This is a genomic window from Paenibacillus salivarius (assembly GCF_051307165.1).
GTDB lineage: Bacteria > Bacillota > Bacilli > Paenibacillales > Paenibacillaceae > Fontibacillus.
Map to the genome: position 1 here is coordinate 798,617 of NZ_CP195592.1, position 21,589 is coordinate 820,205.

19 protein-coding genes are annotated in these 21,589 nt (G+C 51.9%); 14 read left to right on the forward strand and 5 right to left on the reverse strand.

Features of this window, described 5'->3' with window-relative positions:
• Window positions 1-13 precede the first annotated feature (13 nt).
• Complete coding sequence (locus ACSFXJ_RS03620) at window positions 14-1,879, reverse strand: LTA synthase family protein (RefSeq protein ID WP_435923865.1); 1,866 nt, start codon at window positions 1,877-1,879, stop codon at window positions 14-16.
• Between the two features lie 190 nt (window positions 1,880-2,069).
• Here ACSFXJ_RS03620 and ACSFXJ_RS03625 point away from each other — a divergent pair, with 190 nt between their 5' ends.
• Both ACSFXJ_RS03625 and ACSFXJ_RS03630 read left to right on the forward strand, forming a co-directional pair.
• On the forward strand, window positions 2,070-3,428 hold the full coding sequence (locus ACSFXJ_RS03625) for an IS4 family transposase (protein WP_435922015.1): 1,359 nt from the start codon (window positions 2,070-2,072) through the stop codon (window positions 3,426-3,428).
• A 578-nt stretch (window positions 3,429-4,006) separates the two neighbouring features.
• The gene (locus ACSFXJ_RS03630) at window positions 4,007-6,013 is read left to right on the forward strand and encodes an endonuclease MutS2 (protein ID WP_435923866.1); all 2,007 of its coding nucleotides are present in this window, start codon (window positions 4,007-4,009) and stop codon (window positions 6,011-6,013) included.
• Between the two features lie 78 nt (window positions 6,014-6,091).
• On the opposite strand, the gene ACSFXJ_RS03635 is transcribed toward ACSFXJ_RS03630, so the two are convergent.
• A complete protein-coding gene (locus tag ACSFXJ_RS03635) occupies window positions 6,092-6,592 on the reverse strand; it encodes a GAF domain-containing protein (protein WP_435923867.1) in 501 nt (166 codons plus the stop codon).
• A gap of 118 nt (window positions 6,593-6,710) precedes the next feature.
• Here ACSFXJ_RS03635 and ACSFXJ_RS03640 point away from each other — a divergent pair, with 118 nt between their 5' ends.
• Window positions 6,711-7,016 carry a hypothetical protein gene (locus ACSFXJ_RS03640; RefSeq protein ID WP_435923868.1) on the forward strand — a complete coding sequence of 102 codons (306 nt, stop codon included), beginning with the start codon at window positions 6,711-6,713 and terminating at the stop codon, window positions 7,014-7,016.
• 180 nt (window positions 7,017-7,196) lie between these two features.
• A complete protein-coding gene (locus ACSFXJ_RS03645) occupies window positions 7,197-7,427 on the forward strand; it encodes an aspartyl-phosphate phosphatase Spo0E family protein (protein WP_435923869.1) in 231 nt (76 codons plus the stop codon).
• A 10-nt stretch (window positions 7,428-7,437) separates the two neighbouring features.
• On the opposite strand, the gene ACSFXJ_RS03650 is transcribed toward ACSFXJ_RS03645, so the two are convergent.
• Window positions 7,438-8,421, reverse strand: coding sequence for an alpha/beta hydrolase (locus tag ACSFXJ_RS03650; protein ID WP_435923870.1), 984 nt, complete (start codon window positions 8,419-8,421; stop codon window positions 7,438-7,440).
• 114 nt (window positions 8,422-8,535) lie between these two features.
• Here ACSFXJ_RS03650 and ACSFXJ_RS03655 point away from each other — a divergent pair, with 114 nt between their 5' ends.
• The 4 genes from ACSFXJ_RS03655 to ACSFXJ_RS03670 all read left to right on the forward strand — a co-directional run bounded on the left by ACSFXJ_RS03655 (window position 8,536) and on the right by ACSFXJ_RS03670 (window position 11,308).
• Entirely contained in the window at window positions 8,536-9,147 is a 612-nt protein-coding gene (locus ACSFXJ_RS03655; RefSeq protein WP_435923871.1) for a GNAT family N-acetyltransferase, read from the forward strand.
• 36 nt (window positions 9,148-9,183) lie between these two features.
• On the forward strand, window positions 9,184-10,671 hold the full coding sequence (locus tag ACSFXJ_RS03660; protein ID WP_435923872.1) for an MDR family MFS transporter: 1,488 nt from the start codon (window positions 9,184-9,186) through the stop codon (window positions 10,669-10,671).
• 95 nt (window positions 10,672-10,766) lie between these two features.
• Window positions 10,767-11,111: a hypothetical protein gene (locus ACSFXJ_RS03665; RefSeq protein WP_435923873.1), complete on the forward strand. Its 345-nt coding sequence runs from the start codon at window positions 10,767-10,769 to the stop codon at window positions 11,109-11,111.
• Between the two features lie 20 nt (window positions 11,112-11,131).
• Window positions 11,132-11,308 carry a hypothetical protein gene (locus ACSFXJ_RS03670; RefSeq protein ID WP_435923874.1) on the forward strand — a complete coding sequence of 59 codons (177 nt, stop codon included), beginning with the start codon at window positions 11,132-11,134 and terminating at the stop codon, window positions 11,306-11,308.
• 1,441 nt (window positions 11,309-12,749) lie between these two features.
• On the opposite strand, the gene ACSFXJ_RS03675 is transcribed toward ACSFXJ_RS03670, so the two are convergent.
• Window positions 12,750-13,217, reverse strand: a complete 468-nt coding sequence (locus ACSFXJ_RS03675) for a MarR family winged helix-turn-helix transcriptional regulator (protein ID WP_435923875.1) — start codon at window positions 13,215-13,217, stop codon at window positions 12,750-12,752.
• Window positions 13,218-13,491: 274 nt separating this feature from the next.
• Here ACSFXJ_RS03675 and ACSFXJ_RS03680 point away from each other — a divergent pair, with 274 nt between their 5' ends.
• The 3 genes from ACSFXJ_RS03680 to ACSFXJ_RS03690 all read left to right on the forward strand — a co-directional run bounded on the left by ACSFXJ_RS03680 (window position 13,492) and on the right by ACSFXJ_RS03690 (window position 16,820).
• Window positions 13,492-14,787, forward strand: coding sequence for an MFS transporter (locus ACSFXJ_RS03680; RefSeq protein ID WP_435923876.1), 1,296 nt, complete (start codon window positions 13,492-13,494; stop codon window positions 14,785-14,787).
• A 126-nt stretch (window positions 14,788-14,913) separates the two neighbouring features.
• The gene (locus tag ACSFXJ_RS03685) at window positions 14,914-15,561 is read left to right on the forward strand and encodes an ABC transporter ATP-binding protein (RefSeq protein ID WP_435923877.1); all 648 of its coding nucleotides are present in this window, start codon (window positions 14,914-14,916) and stop codon (window positions 15,559-15,561) included.
• Window positions 15,558-16,820, forward strand: coding sequence for an ABC transporter permease (locus ACSFXJ_RS03690; RefSeq protein WP_435923878.1), 1,263 nt, complete (start codon window positions 15,558-15,560; stop codon window positions 16,818-16,820). The genes ACSFXJ_RS03685 and ACSFXJ_RS03690 overlap by 4 nt, the downstream gene beginning before the upstream one ends.
• A gap of 28 nt (window positions 16,821-16,848) precedes the next feature.
• Here the strand turns inward: ACSFXJ_RS03690 and ACSFXJ_RS03695 are convergent, their stop codons facing one another.
• Window positions 16,849-18,123 (reverse strand): NAD(P)/FAD-dependent oxidoreductase, encoded by a 1,275-nt coding sequence (locus tag ACSFXJ_RS03695; RefSeq protein ID WP_435923880.1) that lies wholly within the window; start codon window positions 18,121-18,123, stop codon window positions 16,849-16,851.
• Window positions 18,124-18,261: 138 nt separating this feature from the next.
• On the opposite strand from ACSFXJ_RS03695, the gene ACSFXJ_RS03700 reads away from it, so the two are divergent.
• From ACSFXJ_RS03700 to nadE, 3 genes are all read left to right on the forward strand, one after another.
• A complete protein-coding gene (locus ACSFXJ_RS03700) occupies window positions 18,262-19,950 on the forward strand; it encodes a two-component system sensor histidine kinase NtrB (protein WP_435923882.1) in 1,689 nt (562 codons plus the stop codon).
• A 129-nt stretch (window positions 19,951-20,079) separates the two neighbouring features.
• The gene (locus ACSFXJ_RS03705) at window positions 20,080-20,514 is read left to right on the forward strand and encodes a BrxA/BrxB family bacilliredoxin (protein ID WP_435923883.1); all 435 of its coding nucleotides are present in this window, start codon (window positions 20,080-20,082) and stop codon (window positions 20,512-20,514) included.
• Between the two features lie 129 nt (window positions 20,515-20,643).
• Window positions 20,644-21,453, forward strand: coding sequence for an ammonia-dependent NAD(+) synthetase (gene nadE, locus ACSFXJ_RS03710; RefSeq protein ID WP_435923884.1), 810 nt, complete (start codon window positions 20,644-20,646; stop codon window positions 21,451-21,453).
• The last annotated feature ends 136 nt before the right edge of the window (window positions 21,454-21,589 follow it).

Consider the following 21,589-nt stretch of genomic DNA (forward strand, 5'->3'; position numbering starts at 1 on the left):
CAGTGCGACAGGGCTATTCTTTTTTCACCCGGTCGGGAAGCTGCTGTACATAGCTGTCGGACATCTTGAGGAGATCGAGCGCCCGGTTATACTCATTTTCCGTCGTCAGCGCCTGGCTGACACCGCCCTCGGCGAACGGATACCCGGTTCCGTCATCATACCAGACCCCCGGAATGAACAGGGCCTTGTCGTTCAGGAACGAGCCGGAAGGCAAATAGTAACGCTGCGGCAGCAAATTGTAGGTTTGATTGAAAATATCTTCCCCGAAATGAATATGATCATCCAGCTTAATCCCCATCAGATTCGCCACCGTAGGCAAAATATCCACCTGGCCGCCCACGTTCTCGTGAACCGCAGGTTCCATGCCCGGAACGGAAACGATCAGCGGGATATTGATCATATCAATATATCCGTAATCGCGGCCGTAAATTTCCTTCATCAGTTCCAGTCCGTGTTTATCCAGCGAATACATCGGCAGGCCGAGGTGATCGCCATAAATGACCACGACACTGTTATCCCAAATGCCTCTTTGCTTCAAGTCCTGAATAAACTCGCCCAACGCGTGGTCGGCATAATTTTGGGACCGGATATAATCGCCGACCATATTATCCTGATAACGTTCCGGCAGCGTGATCAGATCTTTCTCGTGCGGCATCGTAAACGGATGGTGCGCCGTCATGGAGATGACCTGAGAGTAGAACGGCTTGCCGGCCTGCTGCATCCTATCGAGTTCTTCCGATGTCTTCTTGTAGAGCACTTCATCGGAAGGCCCGAAGAACACGGTATCTTCGTTGCCGAAGAACTTCTGGTCATAGTAACGGTCAAAGCCGATCGCTTTGTATAGCTCTCCGCGGTTCCAGAATTCCACCACGTTCGTATGGAAGGTGGCGGTGTCGTAACCTGCGGATTTCATCATTTTCGGCAGGCTCGGAAGCTCTTTGTCCGGATAGTTTTGGGTTGCCGCCTCGTTATAAGGAATGTAGAACGAAGTGTTCACCACAAACTCGGCATCCGAGGTATTGCCTTGCCCGACCATTTGATAAAAGTGTTTGAAATATTGGTTTTCCTTCACGAGCGAATTCATGACCGGCGTAATTTCCTGGCCGTCGATCTTCAGGTTTACCAGGAAGTTCTGGAAAGATTCCATTTGGATAATGATCAGATTTTTCCCTTGGGCAGCGCCGAAGTATTTAGGCTCCGCCGGTTGGGTGACGCCTTTCAGCTGATCGATTTTGGCTTGCGAAATCTGCGTCTTGTCCACCAATTCCTCCTCTTTGCCGGAGAAGATGGCGTAGGTTTCGTAATTCAGAATACCCATTTGCTCGGCCTTCTTGATTTCGTTCATGCTGGCCCGGTTCGGCCACACATTAAAGATGCAGAGTGCGATGGAAATGCCGAACACCGCAGCGACGACCCCGGTACGGAGTTGTTTCATGTTGAACAGCGATTTCAGCTTTTCGGCTCTCTTTTTACGGAGCAGCCAGAAGCCAATGACGACGATATCCAGAAAAATCAGCAAGTAGTATGGGGCGAGCAGCGAGAAAACGCTGTTGCTGACCGCCGTTACCTGGTTCACCTGCTGCAATGCGGTATAGGTCACGATAACGCCATAATATTTATGATACATGATTGCCGCAAAGAAAATGGCCGTAACGAGCAGGTTGACCGTCAGGTAGATTCCCATTTTCCGTTTGGAGGAGAACCATTCGATCAGGCAGAACAAAATCCAAATGAACGGAAGCTCCTTCAACAATGGCCCCCATGGCGGGATGCTGTCAAATATGGAGATCCATGCGAGATACGTCTTAAGAATCATGATCAGGGAAAAGAAGACGAACGGCTTCATGTTTCCGATCTTGAAACGGTTTAAAGCGGGCACAGTAGGATCCTTCCTTTCGATATCTCTATAATTAATAACTCAACTTTCGCACCTTGAAAATTAGTGTTAAGCCTTGAAATGACTAGGATTTCTTATTGAAAAATCTCGTTCTTGACAGAAAAACACCTTTCCGTTTGGTAAAATGGAAGTGGATAGTCTTCCCATCCCAAACAGAAAGGTGCGTAACTCTATGGTACAACACAACTTCCTGTCTGAAAAGGGCCAAGAACGAATCTCGACTTTATTTTCCGCTTTGCAAATCGGACAACTGTTGCGCAAAGCCGGCATTTCCAAGTCGTTCGGATTGTCCAGTCTTGCCATCTTTCAGCTGATCTTTACGCTCGTGTTTGAAGGGCGCAATTGGTTTCGTCTTCTGCATAGCGACCGCCGCCAGTCGTTGCCTGGCAAAGATGTAGTCTATCGATTCTTAAACCATCCACGCTTTGCCTGGCGACGATTTTTGCATGCCTTGAGTCTGAAGGTCGTTCAGCATTTTGATTCCTTAACCTCTTCGTCCCGCGTTCGGACGTTCATCATTGATGATTCGGTTCTTCGCAGGGATCGCAGCAAGAAAGCCGAGTTGCTTGCCCGCATCTTCGATCATACGACGGGGAGATATGCTCGCGGCTACAACATGCTCACGCTCGGATGGTCGGATGGCTTCAGCTTTGCGCCCATCGATTTTGTCATGCTCAGCTCGGCCAAGCTGACGAATCGCTTTTGCGAGATGAAGGAACGTCTGTCCAAGCGTACCCAAGGCTACAAACGCCGCATCGAGGCGCTTTCACGCAAACCGGATGCCGTGGCGGCTCTGCTTGATCGAGCGATTCAGGCTGGATTTAGCGCTGACTTTGTCCTGATGGACAGTTGGTTTACCCAAGCGCCTCTGTTGCGTGAACTGATGGCGAAAGGTCTGCATGTCATTGGGATGGTCAAGGCGATGAAACAACGATACCGGTTCGACGGAAAAAGCCTGACGCTCCATGAACTGTATGCCCTGTTGCCAAAGCAGAAAAACAAAGAAATCCTTGGCTCGGTCATCGTTCAAACCGCCTGCGGTTTGCCGATCAAATTGGTCTTTGTGCAAAACCGCCATCGGCGGCGGGATTGGCTGGTTCTGCTCAGCACCGATTTGGCGTTGGAAGAGGCTGAAATCGTTCGCATCTACGGCATGCGTTGGAGCATTGAGACGTTCTTCAAATTTGCCAAATCGTACCTGAAGCTGGGAACGGAGTTTCAAGGTCGTTCGTTTGATATGCTCATCAGCCACACCACGATCGTGTTTACCCGTTATCTCGTAATGGAATGGGAACGCCGTCACAACAACGACGCGCGGTCGTTGGGCGGTCTGTTTTTCCTGTTTTCCGACGAAGTTCGAGACCTGGATCTCAAAACGGCTTTGCAGCATCTGATCGCATTTTTCATGGCGTTCACGGAAGCGAAATCCAAACGGGATCAGTCTGCCGTTGTATGTCAACTCCAGCAATGGATTGCGAGTTTGCCCAATTATATCAAGGCTTTGTTCGGAAAATTAAGCTGCGAAAGTTGAGTTAATAAAATGTTTAAACCGGGTTTACAATTTAAATACCCTTAATATAATACATGAAATGTTATGAAGATGAAAATAAATCAATTCACCTCATTTAACAAGAAATTCCAAGTTAATGTCAGGTAAAGATCGATCTTATCGCCTTATTGACTTACCACCCCGGTTTTTGGTAAATTTAAGGCATCCGCAAGCAGTTCTTGCATGTAAGGAGAGATTTTGATGTCGGTGAGCGTTCTTAACTAATCAATTTCATAGCGACTGAAGAAAAGCAGAACGGGAAAGATCGCGTTTTTTTAAATGCGTCGTTTTCCCGACGATTTGCTGCACCCTTTTTCAGTCTGTGAATTAGTTAAGAACACACGATAGGACATCATTCAGCGTCTTTTTCCGCTGTTTGTATCTTCGGATGAATCGAGCCGAAGCCGTGCTGTTTTTCAGCGCGGCTTTTTTTGATTTTGCGGAGAATGACAAACGTTTTTATGCTTGCGGAAAAAAGAAGGGCAAAGGATGGCATTCGTCCGTCTTTTGTCCTTTTTTTGTTGCGGAAATCGGAAACATATTTATACGGGAGGCTTAACATGAACGAAAAATTTACGTTGCACATGTTGGAATATGAAAGCATCAAGCGGGAGCTGGCGGCGTTTGCCGTTTCTTATGAAGGAAGGGCGAGGATCGAAAGGCTGGCGCCGATGGAGGAGTTACGCCTGATCGAGCGGGCGATGGCCGAAACGGCGGAAGCGCGGGAACTGCTCGGCAAAGGCTCAAGCATTCCGCTTCCTTCGCTGGACGGGATCGAAACGGTGATGTCGCTGATGGGGACCGGATACCTGTTCACGGAGCAAGACTTGACCGCGATTCAAATCTTTCTGCAAAGCTGCGCGCAGCTCAAGAAATATATCGAGTCAAAAGGCGAAGCGGCTTGGCATATCGGAATTTACGCCGGTTCGTTGCGCGATCTGCCGGGAGTTCAGCAGGAAATTTTGCGCTGTATCCGGCATGGGGTCATTACGAACGAGGCCAGCAGGGAGCTTGAGAAGGTGCGCCGAAAGATCGAGATGCTGAAGGAGAAGATCGGGAAAAAGCTTCAAGGCGTCATGTCCCGCCATGCGGCGATTTTGCAGGAAAACATCGTGAGCGTCCGTGGCGGACGGTACGTCATTCCGGTCAAAAAGGAGTATTACCGCCAGGTGAAGGGACGTATGCTGGATCAGTCTACCAGCGGGCAGACCGTCTTTATCGAGCCGGACGAAATTTCGTCCCTCCAGGCCGAACTGGAGGCGCTGATGGGCGAAGAAGCGAGGGAGGAAGCGAAGATTTTGGGGTACCTGACCGATCTGGTGGAAAAAGAGGCCGAGCACTTTGCCAATAATATCGAAATCACGGGCACGTACGATTTTATTTTCGCAAAGGCCAAGTATGCGGCTTCGATGGACGCTGTCCCGGTACAACTGAACGATCGCGGCGAAACGGTCCTCCGGGGAGCCCGGCATCCGAAGCTGCTCGGCAGCATGGTGCCGCTGGATATGGAGATCGGCTCCGACTACAAAGCGCTGATTATCACGGGACCGAATACGGGAGGCAAAACGGTCGTGCTGAAGACGTTCGGCCTGCTCTCGCTCATGGTGCAATCCGGCCTGCTCATTCCGGTGCAGCAAGGCAGTAAGTTTGCCATTTACCGGGGAATTATGGCGGTCATCGGGGATGGGCAAAATCTGGAGCAGTCGCTGAGCACGTTTTCGGCGCAAATCCAAAGCCTGGTTACGATGCTGAAGCAGGCGGGTCCGTCAACGTTGCTGCTGATCGACGAATTGGCGGCAGGGACCGATCCCGGCGAGGGGATCGCGCTGTCGATCGCGATTTTGGAGGAGTTCAGCCGTAAAGGAGCCACCGTTTTGGTGACGACGCATTTTAACGAGCTGAAGACGTTCGCCTCCCGCGCGGAAGGGTTCGAGAACGCCAGGATGGAATTTGACGCGGAAACGCTGCGGCCGCTCTATAAGCTGACGATCGGGCACGCGGGGCAAAGCCACGCCCTTTCCATCGCGACAAAACTCGGAATCCCGGAAAACGTGATTGCACGGTCGGAGCATATCGCCGGCCGCCAACTCGGCGGGGAAGGAAAAATGGCGCTTTGGGATGAAATCGTTCCGCTCGCGGAACCGGAGGGGCAGGAAGCGAAAAGCGCCAAGGAGCCCCGCTCGATGACGACCGCCAGGCCTTTAGGTCCGGCCGAACCTAAGCACAAGGGATCGGGGGAGCCCGAACCGGAAAATGCGAACGATCCCAAACCGGCCCGGGTCCGGTTCGAAGTCGGAGACGCGGTGTACGTGCCGGCCTTCGGGAAGGTCGGCATCATCTGCGAGCCCGAGGACCATCGGGGGATGGTCGGGGTCATGATTCAAAAGCAGAGGCTCAAATTCAACTGGAAACGGCTGAAACCGTATCTCAAAAAAGAGGAGCTATACCCGGAAGATTATGACCTGGACATCGTACTGGATACGAAAGAGAACCGCAAAAAGCGGAAGCTGATGGGGAAACGTCATGTCGAAGGTTTGGAAATTGTCAGGAGAGATGGAGAGCAGTAAGCGGATAGATTGAACTGCGGATAAACTAAAGGGCCTTGTCGGGGACGTTTCGTCACACTCCGATGAGGCCCTTCCTGTTTAAAACAGGGACAGCGGGAGTTCAAGCCCGTCCGTAAGGATTTGAACGAACCGCTCCAGGAACACCTGGTCCTGCTCGTCAAATCTCCCTTTCAGCGGACTATCGATATCGAGTACCCCGAGAAGTTGCCCCTCCTTGACGATCGGGACGACGATTTCGCTATTCGAGGCGGCGTCGCAGGCGATATGCCCCGGAAAAGCATGGACATCTTCCACCCGAAGCGTCTCTTTGCGTTCGGCGCTCGTGCCGCAAACCCCCTTGCCCATCGGAATGCGAATGCAGGCCGGCAGGCCCTGGAACGGACCGAGCACCAATTCGCGTCCGTCGAACAGATAAAACCCGACCCAATTGATATCATTCATAAAAAAATTGAGGAGTGCGGAAGCGTTGGCCAGGTTGGCGGCGGTACTCCGTTCTCCTTCAATGAGCGAACCAAGCTGCGACAATATTGCGTTTTGTTGATCTTCGCGGGAACCTGTCAGATCACCGGCATGAAACATGGATGAATTCCCCCTTTATTGAGTACATCTCTTATTATACCGGATACGCGCTGTTTCCGCCCACTTTCCGACGGGTAATTTTAGATGAAAGATTTTACGCCGGAAAGGGGATCACGCTATGCGCGCCGACGTGCAAAATCTGTTTATACGCATTCAAATGCTTCATCAAGCTACCCTCGGAGATCTTACCGTCAGTGAGACCGTCCCGATCTTGGAGGCCCAAGGCTATAAAGTCGGGGAGCGGGAGGTTAAGCAGGAGCTGGAGCGTTTGACGGAGGACAATTTTCTCACCGTCCATAACGACATTTATTCGATGACGGGGGCGGGGATGGAAGAGCTGAAGGAAATTCGCGAAGTGCTCAAGCATTTATGCGACACGGTCCATTCGCCAAATCCCAAACAAGCGAAGGCAGGTTCAGCCTGATACGAAAAAACCATGATCAATGAAAAAGGGCGTTCCCGATGATGATTACGGGGAGCCCTTTTTACTTTTTAATGAAATGACACGCTCCGACAAAGGGTGCTATATTTTTTAAATTTTGCAAAATTTGTTTTTTGGCATCATCCGCTACAATAGTCCTAAGATGAAAAAGAAGGTGAAACGATGATTTACTCCTCCTCCTTCAGCCGCCTTGGCCAAAACCAGGCACGAACAAAAGTCAATGATGAACTCGTCGATATGATCGAACACCTGCGTTCCGAATTGATGAACGCCGTACAGCACGATAATTTCAGCAGTGAGGTAGTGTTGGAATTGAGCCAAAGACTGGACCATTATATCGTCATGGCGCAAAACCAGATGCTTGGAAAACAGGCTAAAAATAAAACCCGGTAAACAAAGCCGCTTAAGTTGCGGCGTAGGTTTCCGGCGACGATTGCTTAGGCAGGGGATGCACTCCCGTTTCTTCAAGATCCCGACCCAGCGCATCCTCGATCAAGGCATGGACCTCCTCCTCATAGCGTGCGGGATTGACTCCGTATGCATTGGCGTGCACCGCGCCCTCCACGAGAAGGAGACGTTTGGGTTCCGGCTTCCGCTCATACAATTCCTTGCTCATATATGTCGGCACATAATTGTCTTCGGTTCCGTGCACAAACAGGACGGGCATGCTGCTGTGCTCCACCGCTTCCAGCGGGCTGACCTGTTCCATCCGGAATCCCGCCACGCGCTGCATTCTCCGGTTCACGAGCCGCAGCAGCGGAAAAGACGGGATTTTGTTCAAGACTCTGACCTGATGGTACATCAGTTTGGATAGATCGGAGTATGGGCAGTCGGCAACGACAAACTTGACATGCGAATCCGCGATTCGCAGATACTCCAAAACGGTACCGCCCCCCAAGGATTGGCCGTGCAGGCCGATAACGGCATCCTCCCCGTAGTTTTTCAGAATCCAGTCGACCCAGGCTTCGACATCGAATTTCTCCATATATCCGTAGGTGGTGTAATGGCCTTGGCTGTTCCCGTGCCTGCGCTGATCGACGAGCAGCATATTGAAGCCTTCCTTTTCGAACATCCCGATATACTGTCCGGACACGTGCAGGGACACGGTATAACCATGGACGATAATGACCCATTTGTTAACGCCCGGAAAGGGCTCCAGCACAAACCCGCTCAATTTAAGCCCATCCTTTGAGGTGACGCTCACTTCCCTCTTCTGCAGGTTGTCGAATTTTTCCCGAGAAAACACGCCCGTTTTTTCCAAATAATTAAAAATGGCATCGGCCGTTTGGAGCTTCATTTGGGTAATTTGGCGAAAAGCGAATGTCGTCGCGCCACTGACGGCCAGCAAAAGCACCAGCAGCAAAATAATGAGAATCGAAAACATCATCAGAGGTTTCCTCCCTTTTCCCGTCCGGTTATAAATCTTTGTAAATAGTATCACCGAAAGAATGCGAAGAAAATCGCGATAACGTTATTTTTCATGTATGATACATGATGGGATATGTATGGCGAAAGTGCAAACTACATACGGCAAGGTGGGGAAAAAGTGTATAGATGCGGCGGTGACATTCCGGTAATCGATAGCGAGCGGCTTCGTCTGCGGCGGATGGAGCGGAAGGATGCCCGCGAATTGCACCGGTACTGGAGCGATCCGGAGGTTGTGCGGTATATGAATATACCTCCATTTGCTTCGATTGAAGATACGGTGGAAATGATCAATTTGCTGAACGGCCTGTCCGAAAGCGAGGATACGCTCCGCTGGGGGATTGAACTGAAGGAGACGGGCTTGCTGATCGGCAGCGTCGGTTTTAATGTGTGGGAGCTTTCCGGCGCTTACCGCGGAGAAATCGGATACGATCTTGGCAGGGATTTTTGGGGGCGCGGGTATATGTCCGAAGCTCTCAGGATGGTACTGGCTTACGGTTACGGGACGATGGGCCTTAACCGGATCGAAGCGCTGGTCGATCCAAGGAATACGGCATCCCGGGAGTTGCTCCGAGCGTTCGGGTTCCGGGAAGAGGGATTGCTGCGCGAATATCAAAAGACGGAAAACGGCTTTGTCGACTTGCTGATGTATTCCTTGCTTAAAAGGGAATATGCTCAGGGGAATTAGTCGGTGTGTAACAACGAAGAAAGGAAGTCATCACTTGTGAGTACTACTATAAAAAGAAAGTATATTTTGATCGGCCTGCTGCTCTCCACGTTTCTTGCCGCCATTGAGGGAACGGTCATCGGTCCGGCCGGGCCGAGAATCGTCGGAGATTTAGGCGGGGTGGACCTGCTAAGCTGGGTATTTACCGCCTATTTGCTGACGATGGCGGTAACGACGCCGATTTTCGGGAAAATCAGCGATTTGTACGGGCGAAAACCGGTGTTCGTGATCGGATCGGTCCTGTTTTTGGCCGGCTCGCTTTTGTCGGGTTTATCCCAAAGCATGGAACAGCTGATCCTGTTCCGGGCGATCCAAGGGATCGGTGCCGGGGCGTTGACGCCGGTTACGTTCACGATTGTCGGAGATATATATTCTATTGAAGAAAGAGCGAAGGTGCAGGGGTGGATCAGTTCGGTCTGGGGGATTTCGTCCTTGGTCGGTCCCTTGCTCGGCGGATATTTCGTCGATTCGCTGAACTGGCGGTGGGTATTCGGATTCAATGTGCCGTTCGGCCTGCTGTCGCTCATTTTTATCATCAAGTTCTTTAAGGAAAACGTGGAGAAACGAAAAGTAAAGATCGACATTGCGGGAGCGGTCACCTTTACGATCGGGGTTACGGCATTGCTGCTGGGCCTGGCGACCGGCGGGCAGCAGCTCGCTTGGAACTCGCCCCTGCTGCTCGGGTTGCTGGCGGTGGCGGTTTTGTCGCTGGGATTATTCTTTTTTGTTGAAAAAAGGGCGGAGGAACCGCTTGTTCCGCTTAAATTGTTCCGCGTCCGCGACATCGCCTTTTCGAATGTGGCGAGCTTGCTGGCCAGCGCGCTGCTGATCGGACTAACCTCCTATTTGCCGTTATGGGTTCAAGGGGTGCTCGGCAAAAACGCGACCATTTCAGGGCTTGTGTTGGCCCCGATGTCCATTAGCTGGATGCTCGGTTCCGTCGTTGGCGCACGCTGGATCATTAGCCGCGGCTCCAGGCTCACCTCGCTCATAGGGATGCTGATCATCGCGATCGGGGCGGGCGGAATGGCGTTTATTCAAGAAGGCACTCCTCTGTTCGTTATGCTAATATTTAATGCGCTGTATGGCCTGGGCTTCGGTTTTTCTTTTTCCGTGTTCACGATCATCGCCCAGTCTTCCGTCAATTACAATTTACGCGGAGCGTCCAATGCGTTGAATTCCTTCGTCAAATCCATCGGACAGACGGTCGCGGTCGCGGTGTTCGGCAGCTTGATCAATCTCGGAATCGTCTCGCGTACATCGGGCGGTACCGCGTCAGGAGTGCAGGTGTCCCAGGATGACATCAACAATCTTCTCTCTCCGGAGAAGGTGCATCTTCTTCCAAAGCCGCTTTGGGAGGAATTGAAGCATGTGCTCGGCGGCAGCCTGCATACCCTGTTTCTGGTCATGGCGGTTATCGCCGTTCTCGGCGTTTTGTCCACCCTTGGCTTGCGCAGCAAAGCGCCCGAACCGGAAGAGGGATAACATACTGGACTTTTTCGCTTTCGTCGTCCGGCGGGACTTCGCATAAAACATCGCGCTCTTTCGCACCATAAGGTGAAAGGGGAGGTGTTAACGTCATGAATGAGGAAATGAACCTTGACCAAAGCTCGTTGGTCCACGCATGGCAGGAGCAATTGCCGGCATACTTGAATCCGGGAGATTCGGCTCAGGTGGAAGCGGATCTCGGGAATCCGCAAGGATTACGCATTCATATTAATGCGGCGGGACGCCAATTCTATTCGTTTGACTTCGAATGCTCCTATATGGATCCGCGGGAGGTTCAGGTGAAACTGGTCGACGTGGAGAGGGAAGGGCAGACCATCAATGAACAGAATCCTAAGGTTCAGGAGTTGACCGAGGACTATGTCCGCCATCTCCATGAATGCGCCCAAGCTCTGCACCGGATCACCAAGCCCAACTAGGAAAGCGAGGACAGCTTGCCATGACGAAAGCCAAGCAATTTGCCGGCGATAAAAACCTCCAAAACGTCGTTCAGGATTTGGAGCATACGCCGGTAAACAGCCACGATGCGCAGCAAATGCAGCAGCAAACCAATGACCGCCGCCATCAAGACGCACTGAATCACGATAAAACCAAAGATATGGATCCTTCCCATTAATGAAAAGCGGCTGTTCCGGTGAAATTGTTTCCGGATCGGCCGTTTTGGTTTATGTGCTTTTAGCGATGTGGCGGCGGCTGGCTTCCGTCGATAAGGTGCGCCGATCCGCCTACGGCGGATAGGGTGAACCATCTGTTACGCTACCTGGCCGTATTTTCAGAAAATTTTGCCGGCTAAAGAGCTGCTGTCCCGCTGCTAACGGAACTCAGAGCCGCTATTTGGCCGGAATCCCAGTCTTTTGGAAATCTAACGGAACCCAGCGCCGCTATTTACCGAATGAAGGTCGGTTTTTGAGCAAAATGAGGCAAATAAGAGCGGTGAGATCCGTTAGAGCGGAGAAGTTTCACTTTTTCGCATGATAAGAGCACTGAGTTCCGTTAGAGTTCCACTAGAGTGCCAAGAGTGATCCGTTAGAGTTCCATTAGGTTGCCGCTAAAATTCCAAGCTCAGCCCAAGCTGTTACGCGCTACAGTCGAGTCGAATAAGCAACTCACCATCCGCTAACGGAACTCAGAGCCGCTATTTGGCCGGAATTCCCGTTTTTGAGAATCTAACGGAACTAAAGGCCGCTATTTACCGGATGGAGGCAGGTTTTTGACCAAAATGAGGCAAATAAAAGCGGTGAGTTCCGTTAACATAGGGGAATGCCCCTTTTTTCGCACAATAGGCGCACTGAGTTCCGTTAGAGTACCATTGGAGTTCCGCTAGACTACCGTCAAAGTTCCAAGCTCAGCCCAAGCCGTTACGCGCTACAGTCGAATAACTAACTCTGCACCCGCTAACGGAACTCAGAGCCGCTATTTGGTCGGAATTCCCGTTTTTGAGAATCTAAGAGCACTGAGTTCCGTTAGAGTACCATTAACGGAACTCAGAGCCGCTATTTGGCCGGAATCCAGCCTTTTGGGAATCTAACGGAACCTAAAGCCTTTATTAACTGAAAAGGGGAAAGTTTAGGAGCAAAATGAGGCAAATAAGAGCAGTGAGTTCCGTTAGAAAAGAGAAAGCCCTTTTTTTCGCATAATAAGAGCACTGATTTCCGTTAGCGTACCGAAACTCAATCCAAAGACGTATTAATGCGCTACATTCGAGCATACCACTCTTCCGCTAACGGAACTCAGAGCCGTTATTCGGCCAGAATTCTCGTTTTTGAAATTCTAACGGAAGCCACGGCCGCTATTTACCGGGGGGAGGTAGGTTTCAGAGCAAAATGAAGCAAATAAGAGCAGCGAGATCCGTTAGAGCGGGGAAGAGTCTCTTTTTCGCACAATAAGAGCACTGAGATCCGTTAGACTTCCGATACTCCAATCAACCTCCTCCTTTAGGCAGACGGCAACTCGAAAAAGCCGCCCAACACGCGGCCTGTACCAGGCAGTCACGTATTAAAGCGGCATGTGTTAATCACCAAGGCGTTTCAAGTTTTCTTGTTTTAAGCTCTAGTCTCCTACTTACGTGCCAATGGCGCCAGTTTCTCGGCTTCGCGACCCATCTTTTTGAGCAGTTCGATCATTACTTGTTTCTCTTCTTCGTTCAGGCCGCTAAGCGCATGATCAATCCGGTTGGAAAACTCGGGGTACAGCTGGTCCATCAATTCCTTACCTTTGGGCGTAAGCTCCGCAAAAATGACGCGCCGATCGCGCGGGCAAGGGGTGCGGTGCAAATAGCCGGCGGCCTCCAGTTTGTCGATCACATAAGTAACGTTCCCGCTTTGCAGCAGCAGCTTGGCCCCGATTTGTTGAATCGGCTGCGCTCCTTTGTAATAAAGAACCTCCATCACGGCAAACGCCGTAGGATTGAAGCCCTGGATTTTGCTTCCGGTCACGGCATGCTCGTTGACGCTTTTGAACGATTTGGCAAAGACCCGGTACAGGTGCAGCGATAAATCGGTTCCGCGTTCTTCGGTTTTCAACATGTTTATCCCGCCTTCTTTTATATTCTCACAATGTGCTTATTAGTAAGGAATATCATTATCTTAGATCAAGAAATTTTCGAAAAAAATATAATTTATCACAATTTGAGATTTAATATTTTTAAAATTGCAATGTTTTCAAGCTCATGCTCCGTCTGCGGACGGAGAAAAATTTCCTCCCGCAAATCCAGATCAAATCATGCGTCCGGCGGATGGAGGAAGGTTTCTGTTCCCTTAAGATGAATCTAGAAAAATAACGGAACAGGTGGAGATAAAAATGAAAAAGCTTACGGCGACTGCCGGTCAAAAAGGATTGCTTCAAAACCGCGCCTATTTGGCGTTAATGGCTTCCCAGTTAGTCTCGAATTTGGGCGATTGGCTGCATGTTTTAGCGCTGCTGACCATGATCGGCCTGAAGTGGAACGCGACTCCTTGGGAAATTACGGCATCGATGCTTTGCATGGTGCTGCCGATGCTGCTGGGAGGACCGGCTGCCGGACTGTTGGCCGACCGGTTTGAACGGAAAAAACTGATGATCCTGTCGGATGCGGCAAGAATAGTCATCGTGTTGGGACTCGTATTCGTGACTCAATTATGGCAGGTTTACATTTTGCTGGTGGCAAAAAGCATGTTCGATGTTTTGTTTTCCCCGGCGAAAAACGGAAAGATCAAAGAAGTCGTCGCACCCGAGCATCTGGATAAGGCCGTCTCCTATAGCGCGGTGATCGAGCAGGGCAGCAAAATCATCGGTCCGGCGCTGGGCGGCATGCTTGCCGCCGCTTTCGGGATCGCTTCCTGCTTTATGATCGATGCGGCCTCTTTTCTCGTGTCGGGCTTGATTTTGCTGGCGGTGCCGGGAAAAAGGGCAGCCGTGAGTCAAGATTCTCCGGAGCCTCGTAATACGGCCGAAAAGTCGGGCTTCTGGAAAGACATGGCTGCAGGAATGAAAGTGATCGCCGGCATTCCGCTCATCGCCTTCGGCCTGCTGACCCTTACGATGGCTTTGCTCGTTCTGCAGGTCGCCGATTCGCAAATCGTCGTCTTGTTTCGCGAAATCCCAGGGATTCCGGAGGATTATCTGGGATGGTGCATTACGCTAAGCGGCGTGGGAACGTTGGCCGCCGCGGGGATCTCGGGGGCAATGCGCCGATTGTCTCCACTGGCCAAGATGGGAGCGGGCGGTGCGCTGCTCGGAATCGTCTTCGCGGTCGCCGGATTCTATGGGCTGCACGGTCCGTTTAATCATATCGGTTATGTTCTCCTGATGGGGATGTTTTTCCTGGCGGGCGTCGGAGCGGGTTTCACGTTTATTCCGTTCCAAATCGCCCTTCAGCAGCGGACCCCCGAACCGTTGATCGGAAGGGTGTTCGGTACGGTAACGAGCGTTACCTCGGCGGCGGCGGCCATCGGTCCTGTCTGCGGCGGGTATCTGGTCACCGTTTTTGGCCCCGCGCCCGCTTTCATCGTATCGGGTGGATTAATGGCGCTGATCGGAATCGTGCTGTTATTCTTTAAACCGTTGATTATGAAAAGGGATGCGGCATCATTGGAGCCGGCTGCTATCGGTGCATAAACTGAAACCCCGCAGGGAATCGGCTCGTATAGAAGTCATCAGTAATAGAAAAAGCGGGGAGTATCAATGACGGATACACTAATGAGCGTAGCGATTTAAGAGGCGGGATACGAGGCTGGAAAGCCGATGATCGGGCAAGTGTTTTTCGCGGTCAGATCCGGAAATCTGACGGGCTTGATCGGACCAAACGGGGCAGGCAAGAGCACGGCCATAAAGGCCATTCTCGGCCTGCTGCCCGAGGTGAAAGCGGAAGTGAACTTTGCCGGAAGCCCGGAGAAATACGCGTATATTCCCGAGCATCCGGTCTATTACGAAACGTTGACCTTATGGGAGCACCTTGGTTTGGCCGCAGCCGTATGCGGCATGGAAGAGGCCGTGTTTGAACGCGAAGGCGGAAAACTGCTCGATAAATTCAGAATGCGGGAGGTGCGGGATCACCTTCCGGGCAGTTTTTCCAAAGGGATGCGGCAAAAAATGATGCTGATGATCGGCTTTCTGCAAAAGCCGGATGTTTATATCGTGGATGAACCGTTTATCGGATTGGATCCCCGCGCGACCCGGGATTTTCTCGGTTTGCTGGAGGAGGAGCGGCGGCGCGGGGCCGGCGTGTTGATGTGCACGCATGTTTTGGACACGGCGGAACGGATCTGCGACGATTTTGTGTTGCTTTCGGGCGGAAGGGTTGCCGCTGTCGGAACGCTGGATGACATCCGGGCGTCCGCCGGATTGCCGGATGCCCCCTTGTTCGATTGTTTTGAGGTGTTGACCGAATGAATGTGAAAAGCTTGTTTGCAAGAAGATGGAGCGATCATGTACGGGAGCAGTACCGTTTGCTGCGGTTTACCTTTGACGGGATCGTGATGCTGTATATCGGCATCCCGGCCCTTTTATTGCTTGGAAGGCTTTACTACGCCCTTTGGAAAGAAGCGCTTCCGGTCTGGCTGCAACATTTGCCGGACGCGGCAGTGCCGGTTTTTCTGCTGATTGTCACATTCGCCTTCAGCGGAATCTTGTTGTACATCGAGGCGGCCGATGTGCTCGTTTTGAAGCAAAAGAAGCGCTGGCTCCACGGCATCATGCTCAGGGGCGCAGCCGTCAGCATGCTCTGCAACTTCTCGGCTATCGCGCTTTGTTTCGCTTTGATCGCACCGCTGCTGGTCCGGATCTACGGGTGGGGAGCGCCTGACATTCTGGCCGTTTACGGGCTGACATGCGGAGTTAACGCCGTGTGCGCATGGATGACCCATTTGATCAGGGTGATCTGGTCGGGCTGGAAGCAAATGATGCTTCAGGCGGCGGGATTCATCCTGCTGGGCGGTTCCTTTATATTGGCGGGAACGGTGGGGTCGGCTTGGCACTCACCTGAAACAGCGTTTCCGGCTTTAGCCGTATGTACCGCCTTGACGTTCGTTCTAGCCTGGCATCGGTTTCATCTCAAGGGGCGATTTGAAGCCGAAGTACGCGAAGATGAACGGCAAAAAACGAGACTTACCGGTCTTTTGCTCGCCAATTCCGTCGATCCGCCGCAAAAAACGAAGTCCCGCCCTTGGTTGTTCCGTCGCAGCGGCAGACTGCTGCGTTCCGAACGGACGGAGGACCGGCTTGCGGAGACAATGTTCAAGTCGTTTTTGCGCGGAAGGACGTTAAGACTATACGGACAGTTTGCGCTGCTCGGTTGTAGTGCGGTATTCCTGCCGCCTTTTCCGGTCAATCTCATTGTTTACGCGGCGCTTCTGCTGCTCCTGGTCTATTGGCTGAATGGACATAGACAAGCCTTCTTCGCAGGAGATGCGATGTCCGTTCTCCCGCTCCGGGAGGACACGGAATTTCTCTCGGCCCCCCGGACGATGCGGCTGCTTCTCTATCCCGCCGTCGTCCCGTTGACCTGCGTGATCGGAGCCACGCTGGCTCACGCTTGGTGGGGGGCGGTGTTTGCCGTGCCTGCCGGCTTGATCATTGTCCGGTTCGTATCGCCCTTATGGACGCTGTTCCCGTCGAACGCCCGAAGCAGACGACGCACAACTCCCCGGTAACAGGTCCTGCCGGGGATCGGAAACTGCATTATAACTCTCCATGCGCGGATTTTGCGGCATGGTTTCCTGCCGTATATCCGGTCGCAAAGGCGGCCGTGATGTTGTAACCGCCGGTGTAGCCGTGGATATCCAGAACCTCGCCGCAAAAGAACAGGCCAGGCATCAGCTTGGAGCCCATGGTTTTCGGATTGATTTCCTTCAGATGAACGCCTCCGCCGGTGACGAACGCTTCTTCAAACGGCCGGGTTCCGGTGACCAGTACCTTAAAATTCAAGGCTGCCGCCACAAAATCCAGCCAAGGCTCCTTCGGAAGATGTTCATAAGTCGTGTCGCCGGACAAACCGGCTCTTTCGAACAGGAACGGAAGCAGCCGTTCCGGAATCGTCCCCTTCAGCACATTTTTCAGCGCCTTCTTCGGCTCGGCGGCCGCAAGGCTGCGCAAAAAGGCGTCAAGATCGCCGGGAGAGCGGTCGGGGAACAGATTGATCGACATCGTGACTTCGGAAACGCCATGCTTCTTTTTAACTTGGCGGATAAAACCGCTGCAGCGCAAGGCGATCGGGCCGGACAGGCCGAAATGCGTAAAGATCATGTCCCCCCGGTGGGCGATCACGGTTTTTCCTTTCGGGTCGAGGACGGACAGCTTTACATCGCGTAAGGACAAGCCTTGAAGTTCACGGCTGACGATAAACTTCTCCTTTGAAACGATCGGCACCTCGGTAGGGAACAGCTCGGTAATCTTATGCCCCGCGGCTTCCGCCCACGGGTATCCGTCACCGGTAGAACCCGTATGTGGCACCGATCTTCCTCCCGTGGCAATGACGACCGAATTTGCCGCTATCACCTCGCCGCCTTGAAGTTTGACGGCCTCCACGCCTTCCTCGCCGTAAATGATCTCCTGCACCGGATGATGGGTCAATAGCTGAACGCCAAGCGATCTCGCTTTGCCGATCAAGGCGTCCACAACGGTTTTGGCTTTATCCGAAACGGGGAACATTCTCCCGTTGTCTTCTTCTTTTAAAGCGATGCCCAGATTTTCGAAAAATGCAATGATATCCTTGTTGCTGAACAGGGAAAAGGCGCTGTACAGAAATCTCCCGCCTCCCGGGATATAAGTAATCAACTCATCGATCTCTTTGGCATTCGTCACGTTGCAGCGTCCGCCTCCGGAAATGCCGAGTTTCCGCCCGAGCTTGTCCCCTTTGTCGAGCAACGCCGTCCGGGCTCCCTGCTCTGCGGAAGCGATCGCGGCCATCAGTCCCGACGGTCCGCCTCCGATCACGATAACTTCGAAATTCCTCATCTGTTTTGCTCCTTTAAGTTGTTTGTACTTTTTCACAAATTATTATATTTATTTCACTAAAACATGAAATATTGTAAAACTTTGTCGCCTATGATTTAATCGAAAATAGATGAACTCTTCCGCCAAAGGAGGGAGAACGTGCGTGAGATCAAAGAAGTGCTGCTGCAAATGCTGATTGCGGGATTGCCTGCCTTTTTGTTTCCGTTGACTTATGGAAAATTCACCGTAAACCGGGCGTCCAGGAAAGGAACAAATTGTAAGATTAGCCATTTTGGAGAATTATTATACACCTGTACGGGAAGCATGCTGCTATGCACGGTATTTTCCACACATTTGTGGGATGAAGTCCCCGTCAATTATGGAATCTTGCCGTTATTTGCCCTGATGCTGTACGGCCGGCTTCGCGACGGAATCACGGTCGGGCTTCTCTATTTGCTTCTGTATCCCTTATTTGCATTAAACTTCACTTTTTCCGGATTTATTTTGGAAACCGGCATGCTTCTTTATCCTTTGGTTTTGATCGTCTCGGGATATTTCAAAATGACCGGCAGACACGGCAAAGTCGTCATCCTTTGCGCTTTTTTTGTCGCCGGCGAAATGATGATCACGTCTTCGCGGTTTCTCACGGGAACAGCGACGCTGCGAACCGATCTGGTTTCCCTGGGGACAGGGTTCATAAACATCCTTGTTACCTTGGTGATCGGCAGCCTCTTTGTCTACATGATCGAGCATACTCTGGAAAAAGAAAAGCTGAGACTGCAGGTCATGCAGTTGTCACGCAATTATTTCCGCGAGGCGGAGAAGCTACAGCAAAGCATGGATGCAGCGCCGCTGGGAATCGTTTTGCTTGACCGGCAGGCCGGAATCGTTGCCGTCAATGAGACGTTCATGCAATTGTACCGCCGCAGCAGCGAATCCACGGCGACCCGCGAGGATCTGTTCCGGAAGAAGCTCGATTCCGTGTTGTCCGAGGTTCATTTTGAAGTGCTTTTTTCCCGGGCCGTGCAAACGCTTAATGAAAACATCAAAACCCGCGAGCTTCTGCAAAGCGGTGATCAGATTTATTTTACCAGTACCTCTCCGATCAAAAAAGCCCATACCGATGAAACGACCGGCGCGGTGCTCATTATCCAGGATATTACGGAGCTGGAGACGTTCCGGAAGGAGTTGAACCATGTCGACCGCCTCTCCTTAGTGGGACAGATGGCCGCGGGCATTACCCATGAAATTCGCAATCCGATGGCTGTGGTCCGCGGTTTCCTGCAGTTAATGCGCGAGAAGAGCCCGTCCTCCTTGGATCATTATTATCGAATCGTCATGGAGGAGCTCGACCGGGCCAACCATATCATCAACGACTTTTTGTCCCTGGCCCAAAACCGGACGGTGACGATGGAGTTGTGCGGACTGCACGACATTATTAAAGAACTGACGCCTCTTTTATGGGCGGACGCGAATTTGCGCGGACAAAGCATCGAAGTCAAGGTGGACGAGGGGGTGCCCGAGCTGCGCCTGAATCGGAAGGAAATCAAACAGCTGATTTTGAATTTGAGCCGCAATGCCATGGAAGCGATGCAGGATAAAGGCCAACTGGAGCTTGAAACGAAGCGGGTATCCGGCGGGGTAGAACTATATGTGCGCGATAACGGTCCCGGGATTCCGCAGGCCCAACAGGAGCGGCTGTTTGAGCCCTTTTTTACGACGAAGGCGCAAGGGACGGGCCTGGGCTTGTCGCTCTGCCTTAGCATCATGGAACGGCATGGCGGAAAGATCGGCGTGGAATCCGAGGAGGGAAAGGGAACGGTATTTACAGCATTTTTTCCAATTTGACTTATAAAGGTAGTTCAACACGCGCTTATGATAAATAGGACCTTTGATGTAAAGTTGGCTTTCTTTTCCCGGAATTGTATAATTGAAATAAATCAAATTGAAATAAATCTAATTGGGAGTGAAAACATCATGTCAATGTCCTTCGATCAATATATGAGAGATATGGTACAACCGATGCGGGATGAGCTGACTACCTTGGGAATCCAGGAGCTGCGCACCCCCGAAGAGGTGGCAAATGCCTTGCCGGACGCGAAAGGAACCGCGCTGGTCGTCGTCAATTCGGTATGCGGATGTGCTGCCGGCCAATGCCGTCCAGGCGTAGCCAAAGCGTTGCAGCATGATCTGACCCCGGATCACCTGTTCACCGTATTTGCCGGACAGGATAAAGAGGCGACCGCGAAAGCGCGCGAATATTTTGCGCCATATCCACCGTCCTCGCCATCCATCGCACTGATGAAAGACGGAGAGCTCGTTCATTTCATCGAGCGGCATCAAATCGAAGACCGTTCGGCAGAGGAAATCGCCGCGGATTTGACCAGCGCTTTCGACCGTTATTGCAGATAACGACCAATTGCATAAGCTTACGGAGAGACGTCCCGCAATCCGGCAATAACCGCCGATTCGCCGGGGCGTTTTACATATATAAGGTAGTTTTTGAACATTCACTATAAAAAAAGGGAGAGGGCTGGGAGAATGAGCTTGCAAAAGGAGATTATTGAACGCTTGGGCGTCAAGCCGGTGATCGATCCGGAGGAGGAGGTTGTCAGACGCGTCGCGTTTTTGAAGGAATATGTGTTGAATTCCCGGACAACGGGCCTTTTGATCGCGATCAGCGGGGGAATCGACAGCGCCGTGGCCGCCGGGCTTTGCAAACGGGCGACGGATGAGCTGTCGCAGGAAACGGGGCGCGAGTATATGACGCTGGGCGTTTTTCAGCCTTACGGGGAGCAAGAGGATATCGGGGACAGCTATGAAGTCGCCAAAATCTTCGGATTAACCCATACGGTCGAGACGAACATCGAGGAGACCGTGGATGAAATCGCGCTGGAAGTGGAATACGGGTTGAAAAGAATCGGCCAGCACCGGCACATGAGTTATAAAGGAAAAGGTAACGTTAAGGCCCGGACGCGGATGGTCATCCAATATGCTTTGGCGACCGAACTGAATTTGCTCGTGGTCGGAACCGATCACGCCTCCGAGGCGGTTACGGGCTTTTATACCAAATGGGGGGACGGAGCCGTCGATATTACGCCGTTAAGCTCGCTGAATAAGCGTCAAATTCGACAAATCGCCTCCTATCTCGGCGTTCCGCAAAGCGTCATCGACAAGGCGCCGACGGCAGGCCTCTGGGAGGGACAGACGGACGAGAAAGAGCTCGGAATTAGCTATGAAGCCAACAGCGATTACTTGGAAGGCAAGGAAGTGGAACCGGAGGTTCGGGAGCGGATCGAAAAAATGTACCGGATCACGGAGCACAAACGCAGTGCGATTCCGGGAATTTGATACGGTTCAGTCAGGTCGCAACAAGCGCGTGTTGCTTTGGGGATGGCCCTTTGCAGTCCGCGTTTTTTTTTGCGTGTCCTAATTTGATGAATCTTTTGGCGGTACGGTCCCGTATACATAATAGCAGCTTGTTTCC